The 20,758-nt window shown below is 62.4% G+C and carries 19 protein-coding genes; 17 read left to right on the top strand and 2 right to left on the bottom strand.

From position 1 onward, the window contains the following. Window positions 1-20: 20 nt before the first annotated feature. The 5 genes from rplL to O7A60_RS16455 all read left to right on the top strand — a co-directional run bounded on the left by rplL (window position 21) and on the right by O7A60_RS16455 (window position 10,139). Window positions 21-398 carry a 50S ribosomal protein L7/L12 gene (gene rplL, locus O7A60_RS16475; RefSeq protein ID WP_027146630.1) on the top strand — a complete coding sequence of 126 codons (378 nt, stop codon included), beginning with the start codon at window positions 21-23 and terminating at the stop codon, window positions 396-398. A gap of 265 nt (window positions 399-663) precedes the next feature. Next, window positions 664-4,800: a DNA-directed RNA polymerase subunit beta gene (rpoB, locus tag O7A60_RS16470; protein WP_027146629.1), complete on the top strand. Its 4,137-nt coding sequence runs from the start codon at window positions 664-666 to the stop codon at window positions 4,798-4,800. A gap of 130 nt (window positions 4,801-4,930) precedes the next feature. Next, window positions 4,931-9,127 (top strand): DNA-directed RNA polymerase subunit beta', encoded by a 4,197-nt coding sequence (gene rpoC / locus O7A60_RS16465; RefSeq protein ID WP_027146628.1) that lies wholly within the window; start codon window positions 4,931-4,933, stop codon window positions 9,125-9,127. 82 nt (window positions 9,128-9,209) lie between these two features. Continuing rightward, window positions 9,210-9,875, top strand: coding sequence for an O-methyltransferase (locus O7A60_RS16460; RefSeq protein ID WP_337107165.1), 666 nt, complete (start codon window positions 9,210-9,212; stop codon window positions 9,873-9,875). Between the two features lie 93 nt (window positions 9,876-9,968). Beyond that, complete coding sequence (locus O7A60_RS16455) at window positions 9,969-10,139, top strand: hypothetical protein (RefSeq protein WP_337107164.1); 171 nt, start codon at window positions 9,969-9,971, stop codon at window positions 10,137-10,139. 160 nt (window positions 10,140-10,299) lie between these two features. On the opposite strand, the gene O7A60_RS16450 is transcribed toward O7A60_RS16455, so the two are convergent. Next, complete coding sequence (locus tag O7A60_RS16450; protein ID WP_027146625.1) at window positions 10,300-11,223, bottom strand: Gfo/Idh/MocA family protein; 924 nt, start codon at window positions 11,221-11,223, stop codon at window positions 10,300-10,302. A gap of 142 nt (window positions 11,224-11,365) precedes the next feature. After that, entirely contained in the window at window positions 11,366-11,647 is a 282-nt protein-coding gene (locus O7A60_RS16445; RefSeq protein ID WP_337107163.1) for a transcriptional regulator, read from the bottom strand. Between the two features lie 465 nt (window positions 11,648-12,112). On the opposite strand from O7A60_RS16445, the gene rpsL reads away from it, so the two are divergent. The 12 genes from rpsL to rpsC all read left to right on the top strand — a co-directional run bounded on the left by rpsL (window position 12,113) and on the right by rpsC (window position 20,731). Then, entirely contained in the window at window positions 12,113-12,484 is a 372-nt protein-coding gene (gene rpsL, locus O7A60_RS16440; RefSeq protein ID WP_006333356.1) for a 30S ribosomal protein S12, read from the top strand. Window positions 12,485-12,557: 73 nt separating this feature from the next. Beyond that, entirely contained in the window at window positions 12,558-13,028 is a 471-nt protein-coding gene (gene rpsG, locus O7A60_RS16435) for a 30S ribosomal protein S7 (RefSeq protein WP_008875664.1), read from the top strand. Window positions 13,029-13,057: 29 nt separating this feature from the next. Further along, window positions 13,058-15,148 carry an elongation factor G gene (fusA, locus tag O7A60_RS16430; RefSeq protein WP_027146624.1) on the top strand — a complete coding sequence of 697 codons (2,091 nt, stop codon included), beginning with the start codon at window positions 13,058-13,060 and terminating at the stop codon, window positions 15,146-15,148. 67 nt (window positions 15,149-15,215) lie between these two features. Beyond that, window positions 15,216-16,391 (top strand): elongation factor Tu, encoded by a 1,176-nt coding sequence (gene tuf / locus O7A60_RS16425; RefSeq protein ID WP_013895701.1) that lies wholly within the window; start codon window positions 15,216-15,218, stop codon window positions 16,389-16,391. A 69-nt stretch (window positions 16,392-16,460) separates the two neighbouring features. Then, window positions 16,461-16,769 (top strand): 30S ribosomal protein S10, encoded by a 309-nt coding sequence (rpsJ, locus tag O7A60_RS16420; RefSeq protein ID WP_010909272.1) that lies wholly within the window; start codon window positions 16,461-16,463, stop codon window positions 16,767-16,769. A 61-nt stretch (window positions 16,770-16,830) separates the two neighbouring features. Continuing rightward, entirely contained in the window at window positions 16,831-17,553 is a 723-nt protein-coding gene (gene rplC / locus O7A60_RS16415) for a 50S ribosomal protein L3 (protein WP_023757978.1), read from the top strand. Then, window positions 17,553-18,173: a 50S ribosomal protein L4 gene (gene rplD / locus O7A60_RS16410; protein ID WP_015317984.1), complete on the top strand. Its 621-nt coding sequence runs from the start codon at window positions 17,553-17,555 to the stop codon at window positions 18,171-18,173. The genes rplC and rplD overlap by 1 nt, the downstream gene beginning before the upstream one ends. Next, window positions 18,170-18,463, top strand: coding sequence for a 50S ribosomal protein L23 (locus O7A60_RS16405; protein ID WP_010909275.1), 294 nt, complete (start codon window positions 18,170-18,172; stop codon window positions 18,461-18,463). The genes rplD and O7A60_RS16405 overlap by 4 nt, the downstream gene beginning before the upstream one ends. 22 nt (window positions 18,464-18,485) lie before the next feature. Then, on the top strand, window positions 18,486-19,319 hold the full coding sequence (gene rplB, locus O7A60_RS16400) for a 50S ribosomal protein L2 (protein ID WP_027145574.1): 834 nt from the start codon (window positions 18,486-18,488) through the stop codon (window positions 19,317-19,319). Window positions 19,320-19,335: 16 nt separating this feature from the next. Next, window positions 19,336-19,614, top strand: a complete 279-nt coding sequence (rpsS, locus tag O7A60_RS16395) for a 30S ribosomal protein S19 (protein WP_006205463.1) — start codon at window positions 19,336-19,338, stop codon at window positions 19,612-19,614. Between the two features lie 2 nt (window positions 19,615-19,616). Next, window positions 19,617-20,006 carry a 50S ribosomal protein L22 gene (gene rplV, locus O7A60_RS16390; protein ID WP_337107161.1) on the top strand — a complete coding sequence of 130 codons (390 nt, stop codon included), beginning with the start codon at window positions 19,617-19,619 and terminating at the stop codon, window positions 20,004-20,006. After that, a complete protein-coding gene (gene rpsC, locus O7A60_RS16385; RefSeq protein WP_013895697.1) occupies window positions 20,006-20,731 on the top strand; it encodes a 30S ribosomal protein S3 in 726 nt (241 codons plus the stop codon). The genes rplV and rpsC overlap by 1 nt, the downstream gene beginning before the upstream one ends. The last annotated feature ends 27 nt before the right edge of the window (window positions 20,732-20,758 follow it).

The following is a 20,758-nucleotide window of genomic DNA, read 5'->3' as shown; positions in this document are numbered from 1 at the left end:
CCTAACGAAGGAATACAACAATGGCTGATCTCGCAAAGATCGTAGACGACCTTTCGAAGCTGACCGTCCTCGAGGCGGCTGAGCTGTCGAAGCTTCTGGAAGAAAAGTGGGGTGTTTCGGCTGCTGCTCCGGTCGCGGTTGCCGCTGCCGGCGGTGCTGCCGCTGCCGCTGCTCCCGTCGAGGAAAAGACGGAATTCGACGTCGTCCTCACCGACGCCGGCGCTCAGAAGATCAACGTCATCAAGGAAGTCCGCGCCATCACCGGTCTTGGCCTCAAGGAAGCCAAGGACCTGGTCGAAGCGGCTCCGAAGCCGGTCAAGGAAGCCGTTTCCAAGGCCGACGCCGACAAGTTCAAGGCCCAGCTGGAAGCAGCCGGCGCCAAGGTCGAGCTGAAGTAAGCGTATCAAGCGGCGGGCGGCCTCGCGCCGTCCGCCACTCCCTTGGGTGACCAGGGGAGGCTGCGTGACGCGAGATGTACGAAAACCTCTTTCCTGAGGGCCGAAACCGGCCTTCAGGAAACGGGTTTTCTCCCGTTTTAGCCGGTAGCCGCCAAGCAATTGGAAAGGCGGCCGGAGAACAGACAGAGAGCCGCCGGCCAGGTGGCTCAGTATGCAAGACGAACCGCGGCGAGGTTCGTCCCGAGTTTAGAGCTAAGGAGCGACGATGGCCCAGACCCAGACTTTCAATGGCCGCAGACGCGTACGCAAATTCTTCGGAAAGATCCCGGAAGTTGCGGAGATGCCGAACCTCATCGAGGTTCAGAAGGCGTCCTATGACCAGTTCCTGATGGTGGACGAGCCCAAGGGCGGACGTCCCGACGAAGGGCTGCAGGCTGTTTTCAAGTCGGTCTTCCCGATCTCTGATTTTTCCGGCTCCTCCATGCTGGAGTTCGTGAAGTACGAGTTCGAAGGACCGAAATTCGACGTTGACGAATGCCGTCAGCGCGATCTGACCTATGCCGCGCCGCTGAAGGTGACGCTGCGCCTGATCGTGTTCGATATCGACGAGGATACCGGTGCCAAGTCGATCAAGGACATCAAGGAGCAGGATGTCTACATGGGCGACATGCCGCTCATGACGCTCAACGGCACCTTCATCGTCAACGGCACCGAGCGCGTCATCGTCTCGCAGATGCACCGCTCGCCGGGCGTCTTCTTCGACCATGACAAGGGCAAGTCGCACTCGTCGGGCAAGCTACTGTTTGCCGCCCGCGTCATCCCCTACCGTGGCTCGTGGCTCGACATCGAGTTCGATTCCAAGGACGTCGTGCACGCCCGCATCGACCGCCGCCGCAAGATCCCCGTGACGTCGCTGCTGATGGCGCTCGGCATGGACGGCGAGGAGATCCTGTCGACGTTCTATAACAAGATCACCTATAAGCGCGCCGGCGACCATTGGCGCATTCCGTTCAACGTCGAGCGTTTCCGCGGCCTCAAGGCCGTCGGCGACCTGGTCGACGCCGACACCGGCGAGATCGTCGTCGAGGCGGGCAAGAAGATCACCGCCCGCCAGGCACGTCAGCTCGGCGAGAAGGGTCTCAAGGCGATCAAGGCGACCGACGAGGATCTGCTCGGCAACTACCTTGCCGAGGACATCGTCAACTACGCCACCGGCGAGATTTTCCTCGAGGCCGGCGACGAGATCGACGACAAGACGCTCAAGGTGCTGCTCGGCACCGGAGAGCAGGAGATCCAGGTCCTCGACATCGACCATGTCAATGTCGGCGCCTATATCCGCAACACGCTCGCCGTCGACAAGAACGAGAGCCGCCAGGACGCACTGTTCGACATCTACCGTGTCATGCGCCCGGGCGAGCCGCCGACGCTCGAGACCGCCGAAGCCATGTTCAACTCGCTGTTCTTCGACAGCGAGCGCTACGACCTGTCTGCCGTCGGCCGTGTCAAGATGAACATGCGTCTCGAGCTCAAGGCCGAGGACACTGTGCGCGTGCTGCGCAAGGACGACATCCTGGCCGTGGTCAGGACGCTGGTCGAACTGCGTGACGGCAAGGGCGAGATCGACGACATCGACAATCTCGGCAACCGCCGCGTGCGTTCGGTCGGCGAGCTGATGGAGAACCAGTACCGCGTCGGCCTGCTTCGCATGGAGCGCGCGATCAAGGAACGCATGTCCTCGATCGAGATCGACACGGTCATGCCGCAGGACCTGATCAACGCCAAGCCGGCGGCGGCGGCCGTGCGCGAGTTCTTCGGTTCCTCGCAGCTGTCGCAGTTCATGGACCAGACCAATCCGCTGTCGGAGATCACCCACAAGCGCCGCCTGTCGGCGCTTGGACCGGGCGGCCTGACCCGCGAGCGCGCCGGCTTCGAAGTGCGCGACGTGCACCCGACGCATTACGGCCGCATCTGCCCGATCGAGACGCCGGAAGGCCCGAATATCGGTCTGATCAACTCGCTGGCGACCTTCGCGCGCGTCAACAAGTACGGCTTCATCGAAAGCCCGTACCGCAAGATCGTCGACGGCAAGCTGACCAATGACGTCGTCTATCTCTCGGCGATGGAAGAGGCCAAGCACCATGTCGCGCAGGCCAACGCCGAGCTCGACAAGAACGGCGGCTTCGTCGACGAGTTCGTCATTTGCCGCAGCGCCGGCGAAGTGATGATGGCGCCGCGCGAAAACGTCGACCTGATGGACGTGTCGCCCAAGCAGATGGTGTCCGTTGCCGCGGCGCTCATCCCGTTCCTCGAGAACGACGACGCCAACCGCGCTCTGATGGGCTCGAACATGCAGCGTCAGGCCGTGCCGCTGGTGCGCGCCGAGGCGCCGTTCGTCGGCACCGGCATGGAGCCGATCGTCGCCCGTGACTCAGGTGCCGCCATCGGCGCCCGTCGTGGCGGCATCGTCGACCAGGTGGACGCGACGCGTATCGTTATCCGCGCCACCGAGGATCTCGACCCGGGCAAGTCCGGCGTCGACATCTACCGGCTGATGAAGTTCCAGCGTTCGAACCAGAACACCTGCATCAACCAGCGTCCGCTGGTGCGTATGGGCGACCGGGTCAACAAGGGCGACATCATCGCCGACGGTCCGTCGACCGAGCTCGGTGATCTGGCGCTCGGCCGCAACGTGCTGGTCGCGTTCATGCCGTGGAACGGCTACAACTACGAGGACTCGATCCTGCTCTCCGAGCGTATCGTGGCCGACGACGTCTTCACCTCGATCCACATCGAGGAGTTCGAGGTCATGGCCCGCGACACCAAGCTCGGTCCGGAGGAAATCACGCGCGATATTCCCAACGTCTCGGAAGAAGCGCTGAAGAACCTCGACGAAGCCGGCATCGTCTACATCGGTGCGGAAGTTCAGCCTGGCGATATCCTGGTCGGCAAGATCACGCCGAAGGGTGAAAGCCCGATGACACCGGAAGAGAAGCTTCTGCGCGCCATCTTCGGTGAAAAGGCTTCCGACGTGCGCGACACTTCGATGCGCATGCCTCCGGGCACTTTCGGCACCGTCGTCGAGGTGCGCGTGTTCAACCGCCACGGCGTGGAGAAGGACGAGCGCGCCATGGCGATCGAGCGCGAGGAGATCGAACGCCTCGCCAAGGACCGTGACGACGAGCAGGCGATCCTGGATCGCAACGTCTATGCGCGTCTTTCCGACGTTCTCGTCGGCAAGGAAGCGATCGCTGGACCGAAGGGCTTCAAGAAGGGCTCTACGCTGTCCAAGGACACGCTCGACGAGTATCCGCGTTCGCAGTGGTGGCAGTTCGCGGTGGAGAACGAAAAGCTCCAGAGCGAACTGGAAGCCCTGCGTGGCCAGTACGACGATTCCAAGAAGGCGCTTGAGCAGCGCTTCATGGACAAGGTCGAGAAGGTGCAGCGCGGCGACGAAATGCCTCCAGGCGTCATGAAGATGGTCAAGGTCTTCGTGGCGGTGAAGCGCAAGATGCAGCCCGGCGACAAGATGGCCGGCCGTCACGGCAACAAGGGTGTCGTGTCGCGCATCGTTCCGGTCGAGGACATGCCTTTCCTCGAGGACGGCACGCATGCCGATATCGTGCTCAACCCGCTGGGTGTGCCGAGCCGCATGAATGTCGGCCAGATCCTGGAAACGCATCTGGGCTGGGCTTGTGCCGGCATGGGCAGGAAGATCGGCGAGCTGATCGACACGTATAAGGCTGCCGGCGATATCAAGCCGCTGCGCAAGACGTTGGAAAGCTTCATGCCGGCCAATGACCGCAACGAGCCGGTCCGCGAGTATGACGACGAGAGCATCGTTCGCCTCAGCGAGCAAATGCGCCGCGGCGTCTCCATCGCGACCCCGGTGTTCGACGGCGCGCATGAGGCTGACATCAACATCATGCTGGAGCAGGCGGGCCTGCACACCAGCGGTCAGTCGCAGCTCTATGACGGCCGCACCGGCGAGCCGTTCGATCGCAAGGTGACGATGGGCTATATCTACATGCTCAAGCTTCACCACCTGGTGGACGACAAGATCCACGCGCGTTCGATCGGCCCGTACTCGCTCGTCACCCAGCAGCCGCTGGGCGGCAAGGCGCAGTTCGGTGGCCAGCGCTTCGGCGAAATGGAGGTCTGGGCGCTGGAGGCCTACGGCGCCGCCTACACTCTGCAGGAAATGCTGACGGTGAAGTCGGACGACGTCGCCGGCCGCACCAAGGTCTACGAGGCGATCGTGCGTGGCGACGACACGTTCGAGGCAGGCATTCCCGAGAGCTTCAACGTGCTCGTCAAGGAAATGCGGTCGCTTGGCCTCAATGTCGAGCTGGAGAACACCAAGCTCGACGAAGCTCCGGTTCGACTGCCGGACGCAGCCGAGTAACGGCTATGGCGCGTCGCGGAATGCCGCGGCGCGTCCACGAAATTCGACGGCCGGTGGGCCGACCACTCAGCGGGCATTCGGCCCGCGTTAGATGCAAGGGGTTTTCGAGGACCCCGAAAAGGAGAACGGCATGAACCAAGAGGTCATGAATCTCTTCAATCCGCAGGCGCCTGCGCAGGTGTTCGATTCCATCCGGATTTCGCTTGCCAGCCCTGAGAAGATTCTGTCCTGGTCGTTCGGCGAGATCAAGAAGCCGGAGACCATCAACTACCGCACCTTCAAGCCGGAGCGTGACGGTCTGTTCTGCGCGCGCATTTTTGGCCCGATCAAGGACTACGAATGCCTGTGCGGCAAGTACAAGCGCATGAAGTACAAGGGCGTCATCTGCGAGAAGTGCGGCGTCGAAGTCACGCTGTCGCGCGTTCGCCGCGAGCGCATGGGCCATATCGAGCTGGCGGCACCCGTCGCCCATATCTGGTTCCTGAAGTCGCTGCCCTCGCGCATCGGCACGCTGCTCGACATGACGCTGAAGGACATCGAGCGCGTCCTCTACTTCGAGAACTACATCGTCACCGAGCCTGGCCTCACCGCGCTGAAGGAGCACCAGCTGCTCAGCGAGGAAGAGTACATGATCGCCGTCGACGAGTATGGCGAGGATTCGTTCACCGCCATGATCGGCGCCGAGGCCATTCATGATCTTCTGGCCGGCATGGATCTGGAGAAGATCGCCGGCGACCTGCGTTCGGAATTGGCTTCGACCACGTCCGAGCTGAAGCAGAAGAAGTATCTGAAGCGGCTCAAGGTCGTCGAGAACTTCATGGAATCCGGCAACCGTCCGGAATGGATGATCATGAAGGTCGTTCCGGTGATCCCGCCGGACCTGCGCCCGCTGGTTCCCCTGGATGGTGGACGCTTCGCGACCTCCGACCTGAACGATCTCTATCGCCGCGTCATCAACCGCAACAACCGCCTGAAGCGGCTGATCGAGCTGCGGGCGCCGGGCATCATCGTGCGCAATGAAAAGCGCATGCTGCAGGAAGCCGTCGATGCGCTGTTCGACAACGGCCGTCGCGGCCGCGTCATCACCGGCGCCAACAAGCGTCCGCTGAAGTCGCTGTCCGACATGCTCAAGGGCAAGCAGGGCCGGTTCCGTCAGAACCTGCTCGGCAAGCGCGTCGACTATTCCGGCCGTTCGGTCATCGTCACCGGTCCGGAGCTCAAGCTGCATCAGTGCGGCCTCCCGAAGAAGATGGCGCTCGAACTGTTCAAGCCGTTCATCTACGCCCGTCTCGACGCCAAGGGTTACTCTTCGACCGTCAAGCAGGCGAAGAAGCTGGTCGAGAAGGAGCGTCCGGAAGTCTGGGATATCCTCGACGAGGTCATCCGCGAGCATCCGGTTCTCTTGAACCGCGCGCCGACGCTGCACCGCCTCGGCATCCAGGCGTTCGAGCCGATCCTGATCGAAGGCAAGGCGATCCAGCTTCACCCGCTGGTCTGCACGGCCTTCAACGCCGACTTCGACGGCGACCAGATGGCCGTTCACGTGCCGCTGTCGCTTGAAGCGCAGTTGGAAGCCCGCGTGCTGATGATGTCGACCAACAACATCCTGCACCCGGCCTCCGGCGCGCCGATCATCGTGCCGTCGCAGGACATGGTTCTGGGTCTCTACTACCTCTCGATCGTCAACCAGAACGAGCCGGGCGAGGGCATGGTGTTTGCCGATATGGGCGAACTCCAGCACGCGCTCGAGACCAAGGCCGTGACCTTGCACGCCAAGATCAAGGGCCGCTTCCGCACGGTCGACGCAGAAGGCAAGGTCGTGTCGAAGATCCATGACACCACGCCTGGCCGCATGATCATCGGCGAGCTTTTGCCGAAGAACGTCAATGTGCCTTACGAGACCGCCAACCAGGAGATGACCAAGAAGAACATCTCCAAGATGATCGACACCGTCTACCGCCATTGCGGTCAGAAGGAGACGGTCATTTTCTGCGATCGCATCATGGCGCTCGGCTTTGCTCATGCGTGCCGTGCCGGCATCTCGTTCGGCAAGGACGACATGCTGATCCCGGACACCAAGATCAAGCTGGTGTCGGACACCGAGGCCTTGGCCAAGGAGTACGAGCAGCAGTACAATGACGGCCTGATCACGCAGGGCGAAAAGTACAACAAGGTCGTCGACGCCTGGGCCAAGTGCTCGGAAAAGGTCGCCGACGAAATGATGGCCCGCATCAAGGCGGTCGAGTTCGAAGACAATGGCCGTCAGAAGCCGATGAACTCGATCTACATGATGTCGCACTCCGGGGCGCGTGGCTCGCCCACCCAGATGCGCCAGCTTGCCGGCATGCGCGGCCTGATGGCCAAGCCGTCGGGTGAAATCATCGAGACGCCGATCATCTCGAACTTCAAGGAAGGCCTGACCGTGCTCGAGTACTTCAACTCGACCCACGGCGCCCGCAAGGGTCTGGCCGACACCGCCTTGAAGACGGCGAACTCGGGTTACCTCACCCGTCGTCTGGTCGACGTGGCGCAGGACTGCATCGTCAACTCCGTGGATTGCGGCACCGACAAGGGCCTCACCATGCAGCCGATCGTCGATGCCGGTCAGGTTGTCGCTTCGGTCGGCCAGCGCGTGCTGGGCCGTACATCGCTCGACGATATCACCCATCCGGTGTCGGGCGAGGTTCTGGTCAAGGCCGGAACGCTCATGGACGAGCGTGACGTCGAGCAGATCGAAAAGGCCGGCGTGCAGTCGGTCCGCATCCGCTCGGCCCTGACCTGTGAAGTCAGGATCGGCGTCTGCGCGGTCTGCTACGGACGCGATCTGGCCCGCGGCACCCCGGTCAACCAGGGCGAAGCCGTCGGCGTCATCGCGGCGCAGTCGATCGGCGAGCCGGGCACGCAGCTCACCATGCGCACCTTCCACATGGGCGGTACCGCGCAGGTGGTGGACAGCTCGTTCCTTGAAGCCTCCTATGAGGGCAAGGTCGAGATCCGCAACCGCAACGTGGTGCGCAACTCGGACGGCCAGCAGATGGTCATGGGCCGCAACATGGCGGTGCTGATCCTCGACGAAGCTGGCAAGGAGCGCGCGACGCACCGTGTCACCTATGGTTCACGCATCTTCGTGGACGATGGCGACAAGGTGAAGCGCGGTCAGCGTATCGCCGAGTGGGATCCCTATACCCGTCCTGTCCTTACTGAAATCGAGGGCAAGGTGTCGTATGAGGATCTGGTCGACGGCATTTCCGTTCAGGAAACGGCCGACGAGTCGACCGGCATCACCAAGCGTGAGGTCATCGACTGGCGGTCGACGCCGCGCGGCAACGACCTCAAGCCTGCGATTGCCATCCTGGACTCCAAGGGCAAGGTCGGCAAGCTGTCGAAGGGTGGCGATGCCCGCTTCCTGCTCTCGGTCGAGGCCATTCTCTCGGTCGAGCCGGGTTCCCAGGTTCGCCCCGGCGACGTCCTGGCGCGTATCCCGATGGAAAGTGCCAAGACCAAGGACATCACCGGCGGTCTGCCGCGTGTCGCCGAACTGTTCGAGGCACGTCGTCCGAAGGATCACGCCATCATCGCCGAGATCGATGGCACGATCCGCTTCGGCCGTGACTACAAGAACAAGCGCCGCATCATCATCGAGCCGCACGACTCGACGCTTGAGCCGGTCGAGTACCTGATTCCGAAGGGCAAGCCGTTCCATCTCCAGGACGGCGACGTCATCGAGAAGGGCGACTACATCCTCGACGGCAATCCGGCGCCGCACGACATCCTGGCGATCAAGGGCGTGGAGGCACTTGCTTCCTACCTCGTCAACGAGATCCAGGAAGTCTACCGCCTGCAGGGTGTGTCGATCAACGACAAGCACATCGAGGTGATCGTTCGCCAGATGCTGCAGAAGGTCGAGATCACGGTGCAGGGCGACTCGACCTACATCCCGGGCGATCATGTCGACGTGATCGAACTGGAAGAGGTCAACGAGCGTCTGGTCGAGGACGGCAAGAAGCCGGCCGAGGGCCAGCCGGTGCTGCTCGGCATCACCAAGGCATCGCTGCAGACGCCGTCCTTCATCTCGGCCGCCTCCTTCCAGGAGACGACCAGGGTGCTGACGGAAGCCGCGGTTGCCGGCAAGACCGACATGCTGCAGGGCTTGAAGGAAAACGTCATCGTCGGCCGGCTGATCCCGGCCGGTACCGGCGGCACGATGAGCCAGATCCGGCGCATCGCCACCTCGCGCGACGAACTCATCATCGACGAGCGCCGCAAGGCCTCCGGTGTGGAAGTCGCCGAGCCGATGCTGGCGGACATGACAACCGCCGCGCAGTAAGCGAGGCGGCAAAAATCTCAGGCAACAGAAGCCGTTGGGGCAACCTGGCGGCTTTTGCACTTCTATAATCGGAGGAAAACAGTTGAGCACGAAGATCTGGACGGCTGTCGATAACTACATCGTCTCCTCGCTCTTCGAGGCGGATCCCGTTCTCGACGCGGTTCTGGCGGCCAACCGCGACAATGGCCTGCCGACGATCGACGTCTCGGCGGCGCAAGGAAAGCTGCTCTCGCTGCTGGTGCGCATCAGCGGCGCGAAAAAGGTGCTCGAGATCGGCACGCTGGGCGGCTATTCGACCATCTGGATGGCGCGGGGATTGCCCGCCGACGGCAAGGTCGTGACGCTCGAACTCGATCCGCACCATGCCAGCGTCGCGCGTTCGAATTTCAAGCGGGCCGATGTCGCGGACCGCGTGGAATTGCGCGTCGGCCCGGCGCTCCAGTCGCTTGCAGCACTGGGTGGCGAGAACGCCGGTCCGTTCGATCTCATCTTCATCGATGCCGACAAGCCGAACAATCCGAACTATCTGTCCTGGGCCTTGCGGCTGTCGCGCCCTGGAACGGTCATCATCTGTGACAACGTCATCCGTGACGGCGCCGTGCTGGATGAGGATGGTCGCGACGCTAATGTCGAAGGCGCACGCGCGGCGTTTTCCTTCATCGGCGGCGACAGACCGCTGGACGGCACCGCCATCCAGACGGTGGGCGCCAAGGGCTATGACGGCTTTGCCATCGCGATCGTCGACTGAATTGACGGCTGAGGCTGCGTCGCCAAAACCATACGACTGGCAAGAGGTCCGTCGACTGAAACGGGCCACATATCGGTGGGGCAGGTGATGGAAATGATCGAAAAGGCCGACACCAGCCCGATCGCCCGGCAAACGCTCGTCGCTTACGTCGCAGGGGTCGGTGAAACCGCTGGCGCGATCGTCGACATGATCGGCGATGACGGCTCGCGCACCGTCTCCTGCCGGAAATCTTTCACTCTGGACACGGGGTCGCGCCGCGCTTGAAGCGGGTGCGCCCCGTCAGACCAGTTGGTCGCGGACGCCGGCGACGCCACTGATCGTCGCCGGTATGGTCAAGCGTGCCGGCTGCCGGGCCAAGGACTGATCCACCGGATATCGTCGCGCGGTCATGTGACCGCGCGACGTTCGGGGTGCCACGATCAGCTCAGTCGAAAAACGCTTCCACTACATTGCGCTTGCCCAGCATGAACGCGTCGGCCACGTGCTGGAGCGGCGCCAGGTCCACGTCCGATACGCCGGCGTGCACGATCTCGGCAAAACGCCGGTAGAGCATCGGATATTCCGCTTCCGGCTCCTGGTGTACGACACTGCCGTCGACCGCGAGCTTCGAGCCGCCACCCGAGAGCACCATCTGTCCAGCATCCGTGTCGGCCAGGATGTCCCAGCTCTGCGGTCCGGTCTGCAACCAGTCGAGATCCATCGTCACATCAGATCCGTTCGCCGCGCGGAAGGCGACCTGGGCCGCGATCGGTGCATCACGGTTCTCCGGAAAATCGAGCACGGCCGAAGTGATGTACATGGCCGGCAGGATGTAGGTTGCGATCGACAGCGCGTTGATGCCGGGATCGAAGACACCGAAGCCGCCAGGCTGCCAGATCCAGTCCTGATTCGGATGCCAGCGCCGTACATCTTCCTTCCAGACGATCGCCGCCGATTTGATTTTCGTCGAAGCCAGGAATGTCCGTGCGGCCTCCACCGCCGGCGCGTATCGCGAGTGCCAGCTGGCGAACAAAGAGACGCCTTGTTTCGTCGCGAACGCCTTCAGGTCCTCGACTTCGCTGACCGTGGCACCCGGGGGCTTTTCCAGGAAGACGTGCTTTCCGGCCTCGAGCGCCTTGCGCGCGGCGTCATAGCGGAACTGGGGCGGCATGCACAGCGACACGGCGTCGAGTTCGGGAACCGCGCCAAGCATCGTCTCAATATCAGGGAAATTCGCGATGCCGTCGACCTTGCCGTGCCGGCTGGCCGCCGCGATCAGCTGGTAGTCCCGATCCTTGGCCAGTGCCGGAAGGTGTTGGTCGCGGACGATCTTGCCGACGCCGACTATGCCGATTCTTATGGGCGAGATGGATGAGGACATGAGGCTCCGCCGGGTTTGGACGACTGCGCGTCTCTTAGCAGATCGGACATGACGGGCAAGCACCGGCCAGGCCTCGTCTCAACGAATCGGCACTGCGCCGCAGGGCAGGTGAGGGGCATCACGCTTGCGATCAGATCGGAACGTCGAAGGTCACGATCGACACTTCGCCTTCGAGCGCGCCCTGAAAGGCCGAAAGATGCGGCTCATCGTCGGGCTCGCCCTCCATGTCGCCGATCTGGTCGAGTTCGGCTTCGGCATAGCCTTCCGCCGCGAGCGATTCGAGCGCGAGGCGCACCGCCGAATCGTCATCGGGCGCCACCAGCATGACATGCACGCCTTCCGGCTTGCCGCCTTTCTTCTTCCACACCCGGCCGGTGATGATGGTGACCGGGCGTTCTTCATTGTCGTTCACGGGCCGATTCCTCCGCGGCGAGGGATTGTCAGTGTTCATGCGGCCTTTTTCGCATGAAGCAAGGCCCCGCAACAGCCAAAGGCCGGGCACTTTCTTCCTCGCCCTTGCAAAACGGCGAAAGAAAATTACTTGCGGTTTTCGCATGGCTGCCAAGCCCCGCCTTCAATGCAATATTTGCCACTGCGGGCTTGACGGTTCGCGGGCTTACGAGTAGAAGCCGCCCAGTCAGAACCGATGTGAGGCTCTTGCTTCCGAAGCGACACGCTTTGGAGTTTGCCTCAAACAGGGTTCGTTTTACGAGCGAAAAGACATCTCCGGCGTGCACGAAGCGGTTTCCGCTTCCTCTGCGATTTGTTCGGGCAAGACCGCAAGGCGCGGTTTGTGGCCCGAATTTGCGTATGGAAATGACGCTTTGAGCGAGCCTTGACCGGCACGAGACACGGAATTGAGAGACAAGAGGGTTTAATGCCTACCGTCAACCAGCTGATCCGCAAGCCGCGCATTGCGCCGGTGAAGCGCAACAAGGTCCCGGCCATGCAGCAGAACCCGCAGAAGCGGGGCGTCTGCACGCGCGTCTATACGACGACGCCGAAGAAGCCGAACTCGGCGCTGCGCAAGGTGGCCAAGATCCGCCTGACCAATGGTTTTGAAGTGATCGGTTACATCCCCGGCGAAGGTCACAACCTTCAGGAGCACTCCGTGGTCATGATCCGCGGCGGCCGCGTCAAGGATCTTCCGGGCGTGCGCTATCACATCATCCGCGGCGTGCTCGACACGCAGGGCGTGAAGAACCGCAAGCAGCGCCGTTCGAAGTACGGCGCCAAGCGTCCGAAGTAAGGGGCGTCCGAAGTAGGATTTTCCGGCCTTGTCGCTTTCCGGCGCAAGGCTACGAGATTGAGAGACAAAAGCCATGTCGCGTCGTCACAGTGCAGAAAAGCGTGAGATCAACCCGGATCCCAAGTTCGGCGATCTGATCGTCACCAAGTTCATGAACGCCGTCATGTATGACGGCAAGAAGTCGGTCGCCGAGACCATCGTCTACGGCGCGCTGGACCAGGTCCAGTCGAAGACCAAGCAGGAGCCGGTCACCGTCTTCCACCAGGCGCTCGACAATGTCGCGCCGCATGTGGAAGTGCGTTCGCGTCGCGTCGGCGGCGCCACCTACCAGGTTCCGGTCGATGTGCGCCCCGAGCGCCGCCAGGCGCTGGCGATCCGCTGGCTGATTGCCGCGGCCCGCAACCGCAACGAGACCACCATGGTCGACCGCCTCTCCGGCGAGCTGATGGACGCGGCCAACAACCGCGGCACTGCCGTGAAGAAGCGTGAAGACACCCACAAGATGGCTGAAGCCAACCGCGCTTTCGCACACTACCGCTGGTAAAGCGCGAACAGGACTGAGAGGCAGCTACGATGGCCCGCGAATACAAAATCGAAGACTACCGCAATTTCGGTATCATGGCGCATATTGACGCCGGCAAGACGACGACTACCGAGCGCGTCCTCTATTACACGGGCAAGTCGCACAAGATTGGCGAAGTGCACGACGGCGCTGCCACCATGGACTGGATGGAGCAGGAGCAGGAGCGCGGCATCACCATCACGTCCGCTGCGACCACGACCTTCTGGAAGGCTCGTGACGGCAAGATGCACCGCTTCAACATCATCGACACCCCTGGACACGTCGACTTCACCATCGAGGTCGAGCGTTCGCTGCGTGTGCTCGACGGCGCCATTGCGTTGCTCGATGCCAATGCCGGTGTCGAGCCGCAGACGGAAACCGTCTGGCGTCAGGCCGATAAGTACCGCGTGCCGCGCATGATCTTCTGCAACAAGATGGACAAGATCGGCGCGGACTTCTACCGCTCGGTCGAGATGATCGGCTCGCGCCTCGGTGCGCAGGCTGTCGTCATGCAGCTGCCGATCGGCGCCGAGACCGAATTCAAGGGCGTCGTCGACCTCGTTGAGATGAACGCGCTCGTCTGGCGCGACGAAACCCTGGGCGCTGCCTGGGACGTCGTCGAGATCCCGGCCGACCTCAAGGCGCGTGCCGAGGAATATCGCGAGAAGATGATCGAAGCCGCCGTCGAAATGGACGAGACGGCGCTCGAGAACTACCTCGAAGGCAAGATGCCGTCGAATGACGAGATCCGTTCGCTAATCCGCAAGGGCACGATCGCGGTCAAGTTCTACCCGATGTTCTGCGGCTCGGCCTTCAAGAACAAGGGTGTGCAGCCGCTGCTCGACGCTGTTGTCGAATACCTGCCGTCGCCGGCCGACGTTCCGGCCATCAAGGGTGTCGATGCCAAGACCGACGCCGAGATCGAGCGTCATGCGGACGACAACGAGCCGCTGTCGATGCTCGCCTTCAAGATCATGAACGACCCGTTCGTCGGTTCGCTGACCTTTGCCCGCATCTATTCGGGCAAGCTCACCAAGGGCGTCTCTGTCGACAACACCGTGAAGGGCAAGAAGGAGCGCATCGGCCGCATGCTGCAGATGCATGCGAATTCGCGCGCCGATGTCGAAGAGGCTTTTGCCGGCGATATCGTCGCCCTGGCCGGCCTCAAGGACACCACCACCGGCGACACGCTGTGCGATCCGCTGCACCCGGTAATCCTCGAGCGCATGGAATTCCCCGATCCGGTTATCCAGATCGCCATCGAGCCGAAGACCAAGAACGACCAGGAAAAGATGGGCCTCGCCCTTCACCGCCTGGCTGCCGAGGACCCGTCCTTCCGCGTCAAGACCGACGAGGAAAGCGGCCAGACCATCATCTCCGGCATGGGCGAACTGCACCTCGACATCATCGTCGACCGCATGCGTCGCGAGTTTAAGGTCGAAGCCAATGTCGGCGCACCGCAGGTGGCTTATCGCGAGACGATCACCCGCAAGCACGAGCAGGACTACACGCACAAGAAGCAGACCGGCGGTACCGGCCAGTTCGCGCGCGTCAAGGTTGTGTTCGAGCCGAATTCCGAGAGCGAGGACTTCGTATTCGAGTCCAAGATCGTTGGCGGCGCGGTGCCGAAGGAATACATTCCGGGCGTTGAAAAGGGCATCCAGAGCGTCATGGGCGCTGGTCCGTTCGCCGGCTTCCCGATGATCGGCGTCAGGGCAACGCTCATCGACGGCGCCTACCACGATGTCGACTCCTCGGTTCTTGCCTTCGAAATCGCGTCCCGTGCTTGCTTCCGTGAAGCTGCTCCCAAGCTTGGCGTGCAGTTGCTCGAGCCGATCATGAAGGTCGAGGTGGTGACGCCGGAAGATTACGTCGGCAGCGTCATCGGTGACCTGAACGGCCGTCGCGGCCAGATCCAGGGCCAGGAAGCGCGCGGCGTGGCCGTCGTCATCAACGCGATGGTGCCGCTCGCCAACATGTTCAAGTACGTCGACAACCTGCGCTCGATGAGCCAGGGCCGCGCGGCCTACACGATGCAGTTCGATCACTATGAGCCGGTCCCGACCGCGGTCGCTCAGGAAGTCCAGAAGAAATACGCGTAACTCGAAAGAGCTGCCGCGGTAACGCAATTCAAAGCCCGCATGGGCGAGCAGGAAATGGAGACATCACATGGCAAAAGGTAAATTCGAGCGCACTAAGCCTCATGTGAACATCGGCACGATTGGTCACGTCGACCATGGCAAAACGTCGCTGACGGCTGCGATCACCAAGTATTTTGGCGAATACAAGCGCTATGACCAGATCGACGCGGCGCCGGAAGAGAAGGCGCGCGGCATCACGATCTCGACGGCTCACGTCGAATACGAGACGGCCAACCGCCACTACGCGCATGTCGACTGCCCCGGCCACGCCGACTATGTGAAGAACATGATCACCGGTGCCGCGCAGATGGACGGCGCGATCCTGGTCGTGTCGGCCGCCGACGGCCCGATGCCGCAGACCCGCGAGCACATCCTGCTTGCCCGTCAGGTCGGCGTGCCGTCGATCGTGGTGTTCCTGAACAAGGTCGACCAGGTCGACGACGCCGAGCTGCTCGAACTGGTCGAGCTCGAGGTTCGCGAGCTTTTGTCGAAGAACGAATTCCCCGGCGACGACATTCCGATCGTCAAGGGTTCGGCGCTGGCAGCGCTTGAGGATTCGAACAAGACGATCGGCGAGGACGCGATCCGCGAGCTGATGGCTCAGGTCGACGCCTACATCCCGACGCCGGTTCGTCCGCTCGACAAGCCGTTCCTGATGCCGATCGAGGACGTGTTCTCGATCTCGGGCCGTGGCACGGTGGTGACCGGCCGCGTCGAGCGCGGCGTGGTCAAGGTCGGCGAGGAGCTGGAAATCATCGGCATCCGTCCGACGACCAAGACGACCTGCACAGGCGTCGAGATGTTCCGCAAGCTGCTCGATCAGGGCCAGGCCGGCGACAACATCGGCGCGCTGCTGCGCGGCGTCGACCGTGAAGGTGTCGAGCGCGGCCAGGTTCTGGCCAAGCCCGGCACGGTGAAGCCGCACAAGAAGTTCGTGGCCGAAGCCTACATCCTGACCAAGGACGAAGGTGGCCGTCACACGCCGTTCTTCACCAACTACCGTCCGCAGTTCTACTTCCGCACGACCGACGTGACCGGCATCGTATCGCTGCCGGAAGGCACCGAGATGGTGATGCCCGGCGACAACATCACGGTCGATGTCGAGCTGATCGTGCCGATCGCCATGGAAGAGAAGCTGCGCTTCGCCATCCGTGAAGGCGGCCGCACCGTCGGTGCCGGCATCGTCGTCACCATCAAAGAGTAATTTGGACTTAAACCGATCTGTCGCGGGCGCCGCAGTTGCCCGCGCCGCGCCAGAACAAGGAAGTGACGCATGAACGGACAGAATATCCGCATCCGCCTGAAGGCGTTTGACCACCGCGTGCTCGACGCCTCGACGAAGGAAATCGTGTCGACGGCCAAGCGCACTGGTGCAAACGTCCGCGGCCCCATTCCGCTGCCGACGCGGATCGAAAAGTTCACGGTCAACCGGTCGCCTCACGTCGACAAGAAGAGCCGCGAGCAGTTCGAGATGCGCACGCACAAGCGTCTGCTCGACATCGTCGATCCGACCCCGCAGACCGTCGATGCTTTGATGAAGCTCGATCTGGCCGCCGGCGTCGACGTCGAGATCAAGCTCTAAGGGAATGAGAGCGCGGTAGGGGGCGGTGTCCCTGGCCCGGAACTCTAAAGGAATTGAACCGATGCGTTCAGGTGTGATTGCAAAGAAGGTGGGAATGACCCGCATCTATAATGATGCCGGGGAACATGTTCCCGTCACCGTTCTCCAGATGGAGAACTGCCAGGTCGTGGCACAGCGCACGCAGGAGAAGAATGGCTACACCGCCGTTCAGCTCGGCGTTGGCCTCGCCAAGGTGAAGAACACGTCGAAGGCGATGCGCGGCCATTTCGCGACCGCTTCCGTCGAGCCGAAGGCGAAGGTTGCCGAGTTCCGCGTCTCCGCCGACAACATGATCGATGTTGGCGCCGAGATCACCGTCGAGCACTTTGTCGCCGGCCAGAAGGTCGATGTGACGGGCACGACGATCGGCAAGGGTTTCCAGGGCGTCATCAAGCGCCACCACATGGGTGGTGGCCGTGCGACGCACGGTAACTCGGTCTCGCACCGTACTCACGGTTCGACTGGCCAGCGCCAGGACCCGGGCAAGGTGTTCAAGGGCAAGCATATGGCTGGCCACATGGGCGACACCCGCGTCACCACGCAGAATGTCGAGATCGTCTCGACCGACGCCGACCGCGGCCTGATCCTGATCCGCGGTGCGGTTCCCGGATCGAAGGGCGCCTGGATCCTGGTCCGCGACGCGGCCAAGGTGGCGCTGCCGGCCAATGCGCCGAAGCCCGCCGCGATCCGCGCTGTTGCGGCAGCTGCGAAGAACGAGGCTCCGGCCACAGAGGGAGCGGAATAATGGATCTCAAGATCACAACGCTCGGCGGTAAAGACGCCGGCAAGGTGGAACTTTCCGACGGAATTTTCGGCCTTGATCCGCGCGAAGACATCCTGCAGCGCGTCGTGCGCTGGCAGCTTGCCAAGAAGCAGCAGGGCACGCACAAGGCAAAGGGCCGCGCCGAAATCGCGCGCACCGGCGCCAAGATGTACAAGCAGAAGGGTACGGGCCGCGCCCGTCACCACTCGGCACGCGCTCCGCAGTTCCGCGGCGGCGGCAAGGCCCACGGCCCGGTCGTTCGCAGCCACGAGCATGAACTGCCCAAGAAGGTTCGTGCGCTTGGCCTCAAGCATGCTCTCTCGGCCAAGGCCAAGAGCGCGTCGATCATCATCATCGACGAGCTGAAGCTGACCGAGGCCAAGACGAAGGCGCTGATCGCGAATTTCGCGACGCTGGGCCTGACCAACGCCCTGGTGATTGGCGGTGCCGAGCTTGACAAGAACTTCAAGCTGGCAGCCACCAACATCCCCAACATCGACGTGCTGCCCATCCAGGGCATCAACGTCTACGACATTCTGCGCCGCGGCACGCTGGTCCTTTCGAAGGCCGCCGTCGAGGCTCTCGAGGAGCGCTTTAAATGACCGACCTTCGTCACTACGACGTGATCGTCTCGCCGGCGATCACCGAAAAGTCGACCATGGCCTCCGAGCAGAACCAGGTCGTCTTCAACGTCGCCAAGAAGGCGTCGAAGCCGGAAATCAAGGCCGCCGTCGAAGCGCTGTTCGGCGTCAAGGTGATGGCCGTGAACACGCTTGTCCGCAAGGGCAAGATCAAGCGCTTCCGCGGCACGATCGGCCGCCAGAGCGACGTCAAGAAGGCGATCGTGACGCTGGCCGACGGCCAGTCGATCGACGTCGCGACGGGTCTCTGAGCAAGGCCGCGAGGACAGGACAATGGCACTTAAGAAATTCAACCCGATAACGCCGAGCACCCGCCAGCTGGTCATCGTCGACCGCTCGGGCCTCTACAAGGGCAAGCCCGTCAAGGGCCTGACCGAAGGCCTGACCAAATCGGGCGGCCGCAACAATCACGGCCGCATCACGGCCCGCTTCATCGGCGGCGGTCACAAGCGTTCGTACCGCATCATCGACTTCAAGCGTCGCAAGTTCGACGTTGTCGGCACGGTCGAGCGCATCGAATATGATCCGAACCGCACCGCCTTCATCGCGCTGATCAAGTATGATGATGGTGAGCTGTCCTACATCATCGCTCCGCAGCGTCTGGCTCCCGGCGACAAGATCGTGGCAGGCGAAGCGGTCGACGTGAAGCCGGGCAATGCGATGCCGCTGGCCTCGATGCCGGTCGGCACCATCGTCCACAACATCGAGCTGAAGCCGGGCAAGGGCGCCCAGGTCGCCCGTTCGGCAGGTGGTTACGGCCAGCTGGTCGGCCGCGACCAGGGTATGGCGATCCTGCGCCTCAACTCGGGCGAGCAGCGTGTCGTTCACGGCTCCTGCATGGCCACCGTCGGTGCCGTGTCCAATCCGGACCACGGCAACATCAACGATGGCAAGGCCGGCCGCACGGTTTGGCGTGGCAAGCGTCCGCACAATCGCGGCGTGACCATGAACCCGGTCGACCATCCGCACGGCGGCGGCGAAGGCCGCACCTCCGGTGGCCGCCATCCGGTCAGCCCGTGGGGCAAGCCGACCAAAGGCAAGAAGACGCGGTCCAACAAGGCGACCGACAAGTTCATCCTGCGCTCGCGCCATCAGCGCAAGAGCTAAGAAGAGGTAACGCCAAGTGACTCGTTCTATTTGGAAAGGCCCCTTCATCGACGGCTACCTTCTCAAGAAGGTGGACAAGGTTCGTGAAGGTGGTCGCAATGAGGTGATCAAGATGTGGAGCCGTCGCTCCACCATCCTGCCGCAGTTCGTCGGCTTCACCTTCGGTGTCTACAACGGCCAGAAGCACGTTCCCGTCTCGGTGAACGAGGACATGGTCGGTCACAAGTTCGGTGAATTCGCTCCGACGCGGACCTATTACGGTCACGGCGCGGATAAGAAGGCGAAGAGGAAATAATCATGGGCAAGGCCAAAGCTCCGCGCAGGCTTGCTGACAACGAAGCGCGCGCCGTGTTGCGCACGATCCGTATCAGCCCGCAGAAGCTGAACCTGGTTGCCGCGCTGATCCGCGGCAAGAAGGTCGCGACAGCGCTTTCCGATCTCGAATTCTCGGCCAAGCGGATTTCCGGCACGGTCAAGAAGACGCTGGAATCGGCAATCGCCAACGCGGAAAACAACCACGACCTCGACGTCGATGCGCTGATCGTGGCGGAAGCCTATGTCGGCAAGTCAATCGTCATGAAGCGGTTCCACGCTCGTGGCCGTGGTCGCGCCAGCCGTATCGAGAAGCCGTTCTCGCACCTCACGATCGTCCTTCGTGAAGTCGAAGAAAAAGGGGAGGCCGCATAATGGGCCAGAAAGTCAATCCGATCGGTCTTCGCCTCGGAATCAACCGCACCTGGGATTCGCGCTGGTTCGCGAACACCGGCGAGTACGGCAAGCTGCTGCATGAGGACATCAAGATCCGCAAGTATCTTGAGAAGGAACTCAAGCAGGCCGCGATCTCGAAGGTCGTGATCGAGCGTCCGCACAAGAAATGCCGCGTCACCATCCATGCCGCGCGCCCGGGTCTGATCATCGGCAAGAAGGGCGCCGACATCGAGAAGCTTCGCAAGAAGCTGATGGAAATGACGAAGTCCGAGACGCACCTCAACATCGTCGAAGTGCGCAAGCCGGAAATCGACGCGACCCTGGTCGCCCAGTCGATCGCCCAGCAACTCGAGCGTCGCATCGCGTTCCGCCGCGCCATGAAGCGTGCCGTGCAGTCGGCCATGCGCCTCGGTGCCGAAGGCATCCGCATCAACTGCGCCGGCCGCCTTGGCGGCGCCGAGATCGCGCGCATGGAATGGTACCGTGAAGGTCGCGTGCCGCTGCATACGCTGCGCGCCGATGTCGACTACGGCACGGCCGAGGCGAACACGGCCTACGGCATTTGCGGCGTCAAGGTCTGGGTATTCAAGGGCGAGATCCTCGAGCACGATCCGATGGCTTCGGAGCGTCGTGCGACCGAGGGTGATGCTGCGCATGGCGGTGGTGGTGATCGCGAACGCGGTCGTCGTCGCGAAAACGCCTGAGACATTTAGGAATTTGGAGTTAGAACG

This window comes from Mesorhizobium salmacidum (SeqCode), from assembly GCF_037179605.1.
GTDB lineage: Bacteria > Pseudomonadota > Alphaproteobacteria > Rhizobiales > Rhizobiaceae > Mesorhizobium > Mesorhizobium salmacidum.
The sequence above is the reverse complement of the archived record's forward strand: the minus strand, read 5'-3'. Positions and strand labels throughout refer to the sequence as shown.

Excerpts from the sequence above, each read along its gene's own strand:
- rpoC (WP_027146628.1), top strand. The coding sequence starts at position 4,931 with ATGAACCAAGAGGTCATGAATCTCTTCAATCCGCAGGCGCCTGCGCAG.
- rpsG (WP_008875664.1), top strand. The coding sequence starts at position 12,558 with ATGTCGCGTCGTCACAGTGCAGAAAAGCGTGAGATCAACCCGGATCCC.
- O7A60_RS16405 (WP_010909275.1), top strand. The coding sequence starts at position 18,170 with ATGACCGACCTTCGTCACTACGACGTGATCGTCTCGCCGGCGATCACC.
- rpsC (WP_013895697.1), top strand. The coding sequence starts at position 20,006 with ATGGGCCAGAAAGTCAATCCGATCGGTCTTCGCCTCGGAATCAACCGC.
- rpsL (WP_006333356.1), top strand. The coding sequence starts at position 12,113 with ATGCCTACCGTCAACCAGCTGATCCGCAAGCCGCGCATTGCGCCGGTG.
- tuf (WP_013895701.1), top strand. The coding sequence starts at position 15,216 with ATGGCAAAAGGTAAATTCGAGCGCACTAAGCCTCATGTGAACATCGGC.
- rplC (WP_023757978.1), top strand. The coding sequence starts at position 16,831 with ATGCGTTCAGGTGTGATTGCAAAGAAGGTGGGAATGACCCGCATCTAT.
- fusA (WP_027146624.1), top strand. The coding sequence starts at position 13,058 with ATGGCCCGCGAATACAAAATCGAAGACTACCGCAATTTCGGTATCATG.
- rpoB (WP_027146629.1), top strand. The coding sequence starts at position 664 with ATGGCCCAGACCCAGACTTTCAATGGCCGCAGACGCGTACGCAAATTC.
- rplD (WP_015317984.1), top strand. The coding sequence starts at position 17,553 with ATGGATCTCAAGATCACAACGCTCGGCGGTAAAGACGCCGGCAAGGTG.
- rplV (WP_337107161.1), top strand. The coding sequence starts at position 19,617 with ATGGGCAAGGCCAAAGCTCCGCGCAGGCTTGCTGACAACGAAGCGCGC.
- rpsJ (WP_010909272.1), top strand. The coding sequence starts at position 16,461 with ATGAACGGACAGAATATCCGCATCCGCCTGAAGGCGTTTGACCACCGC.
- O7A60_RS16455 (WP_337107164.1), top strand. The coding sequence starts at position 9,969 with ATGATCGAAAAGGCCGACACCAGCCCGATCGCCCGGCAAACGCTCGTC.
- rplL (WP_027146630.1), top strand. The coding sequence starts at position 21 with ATGGCTGATCTCGCAAAGATCGTAGACGACCTTTCGAAGCTGACCGTC.
- rplB (WP_027145574.1), top strand. The coding sequence starts at position 18,486 with ATGGCACTTAAGAAATTCAACCCGATAACGCCGAGCACCCGCCAGCTG.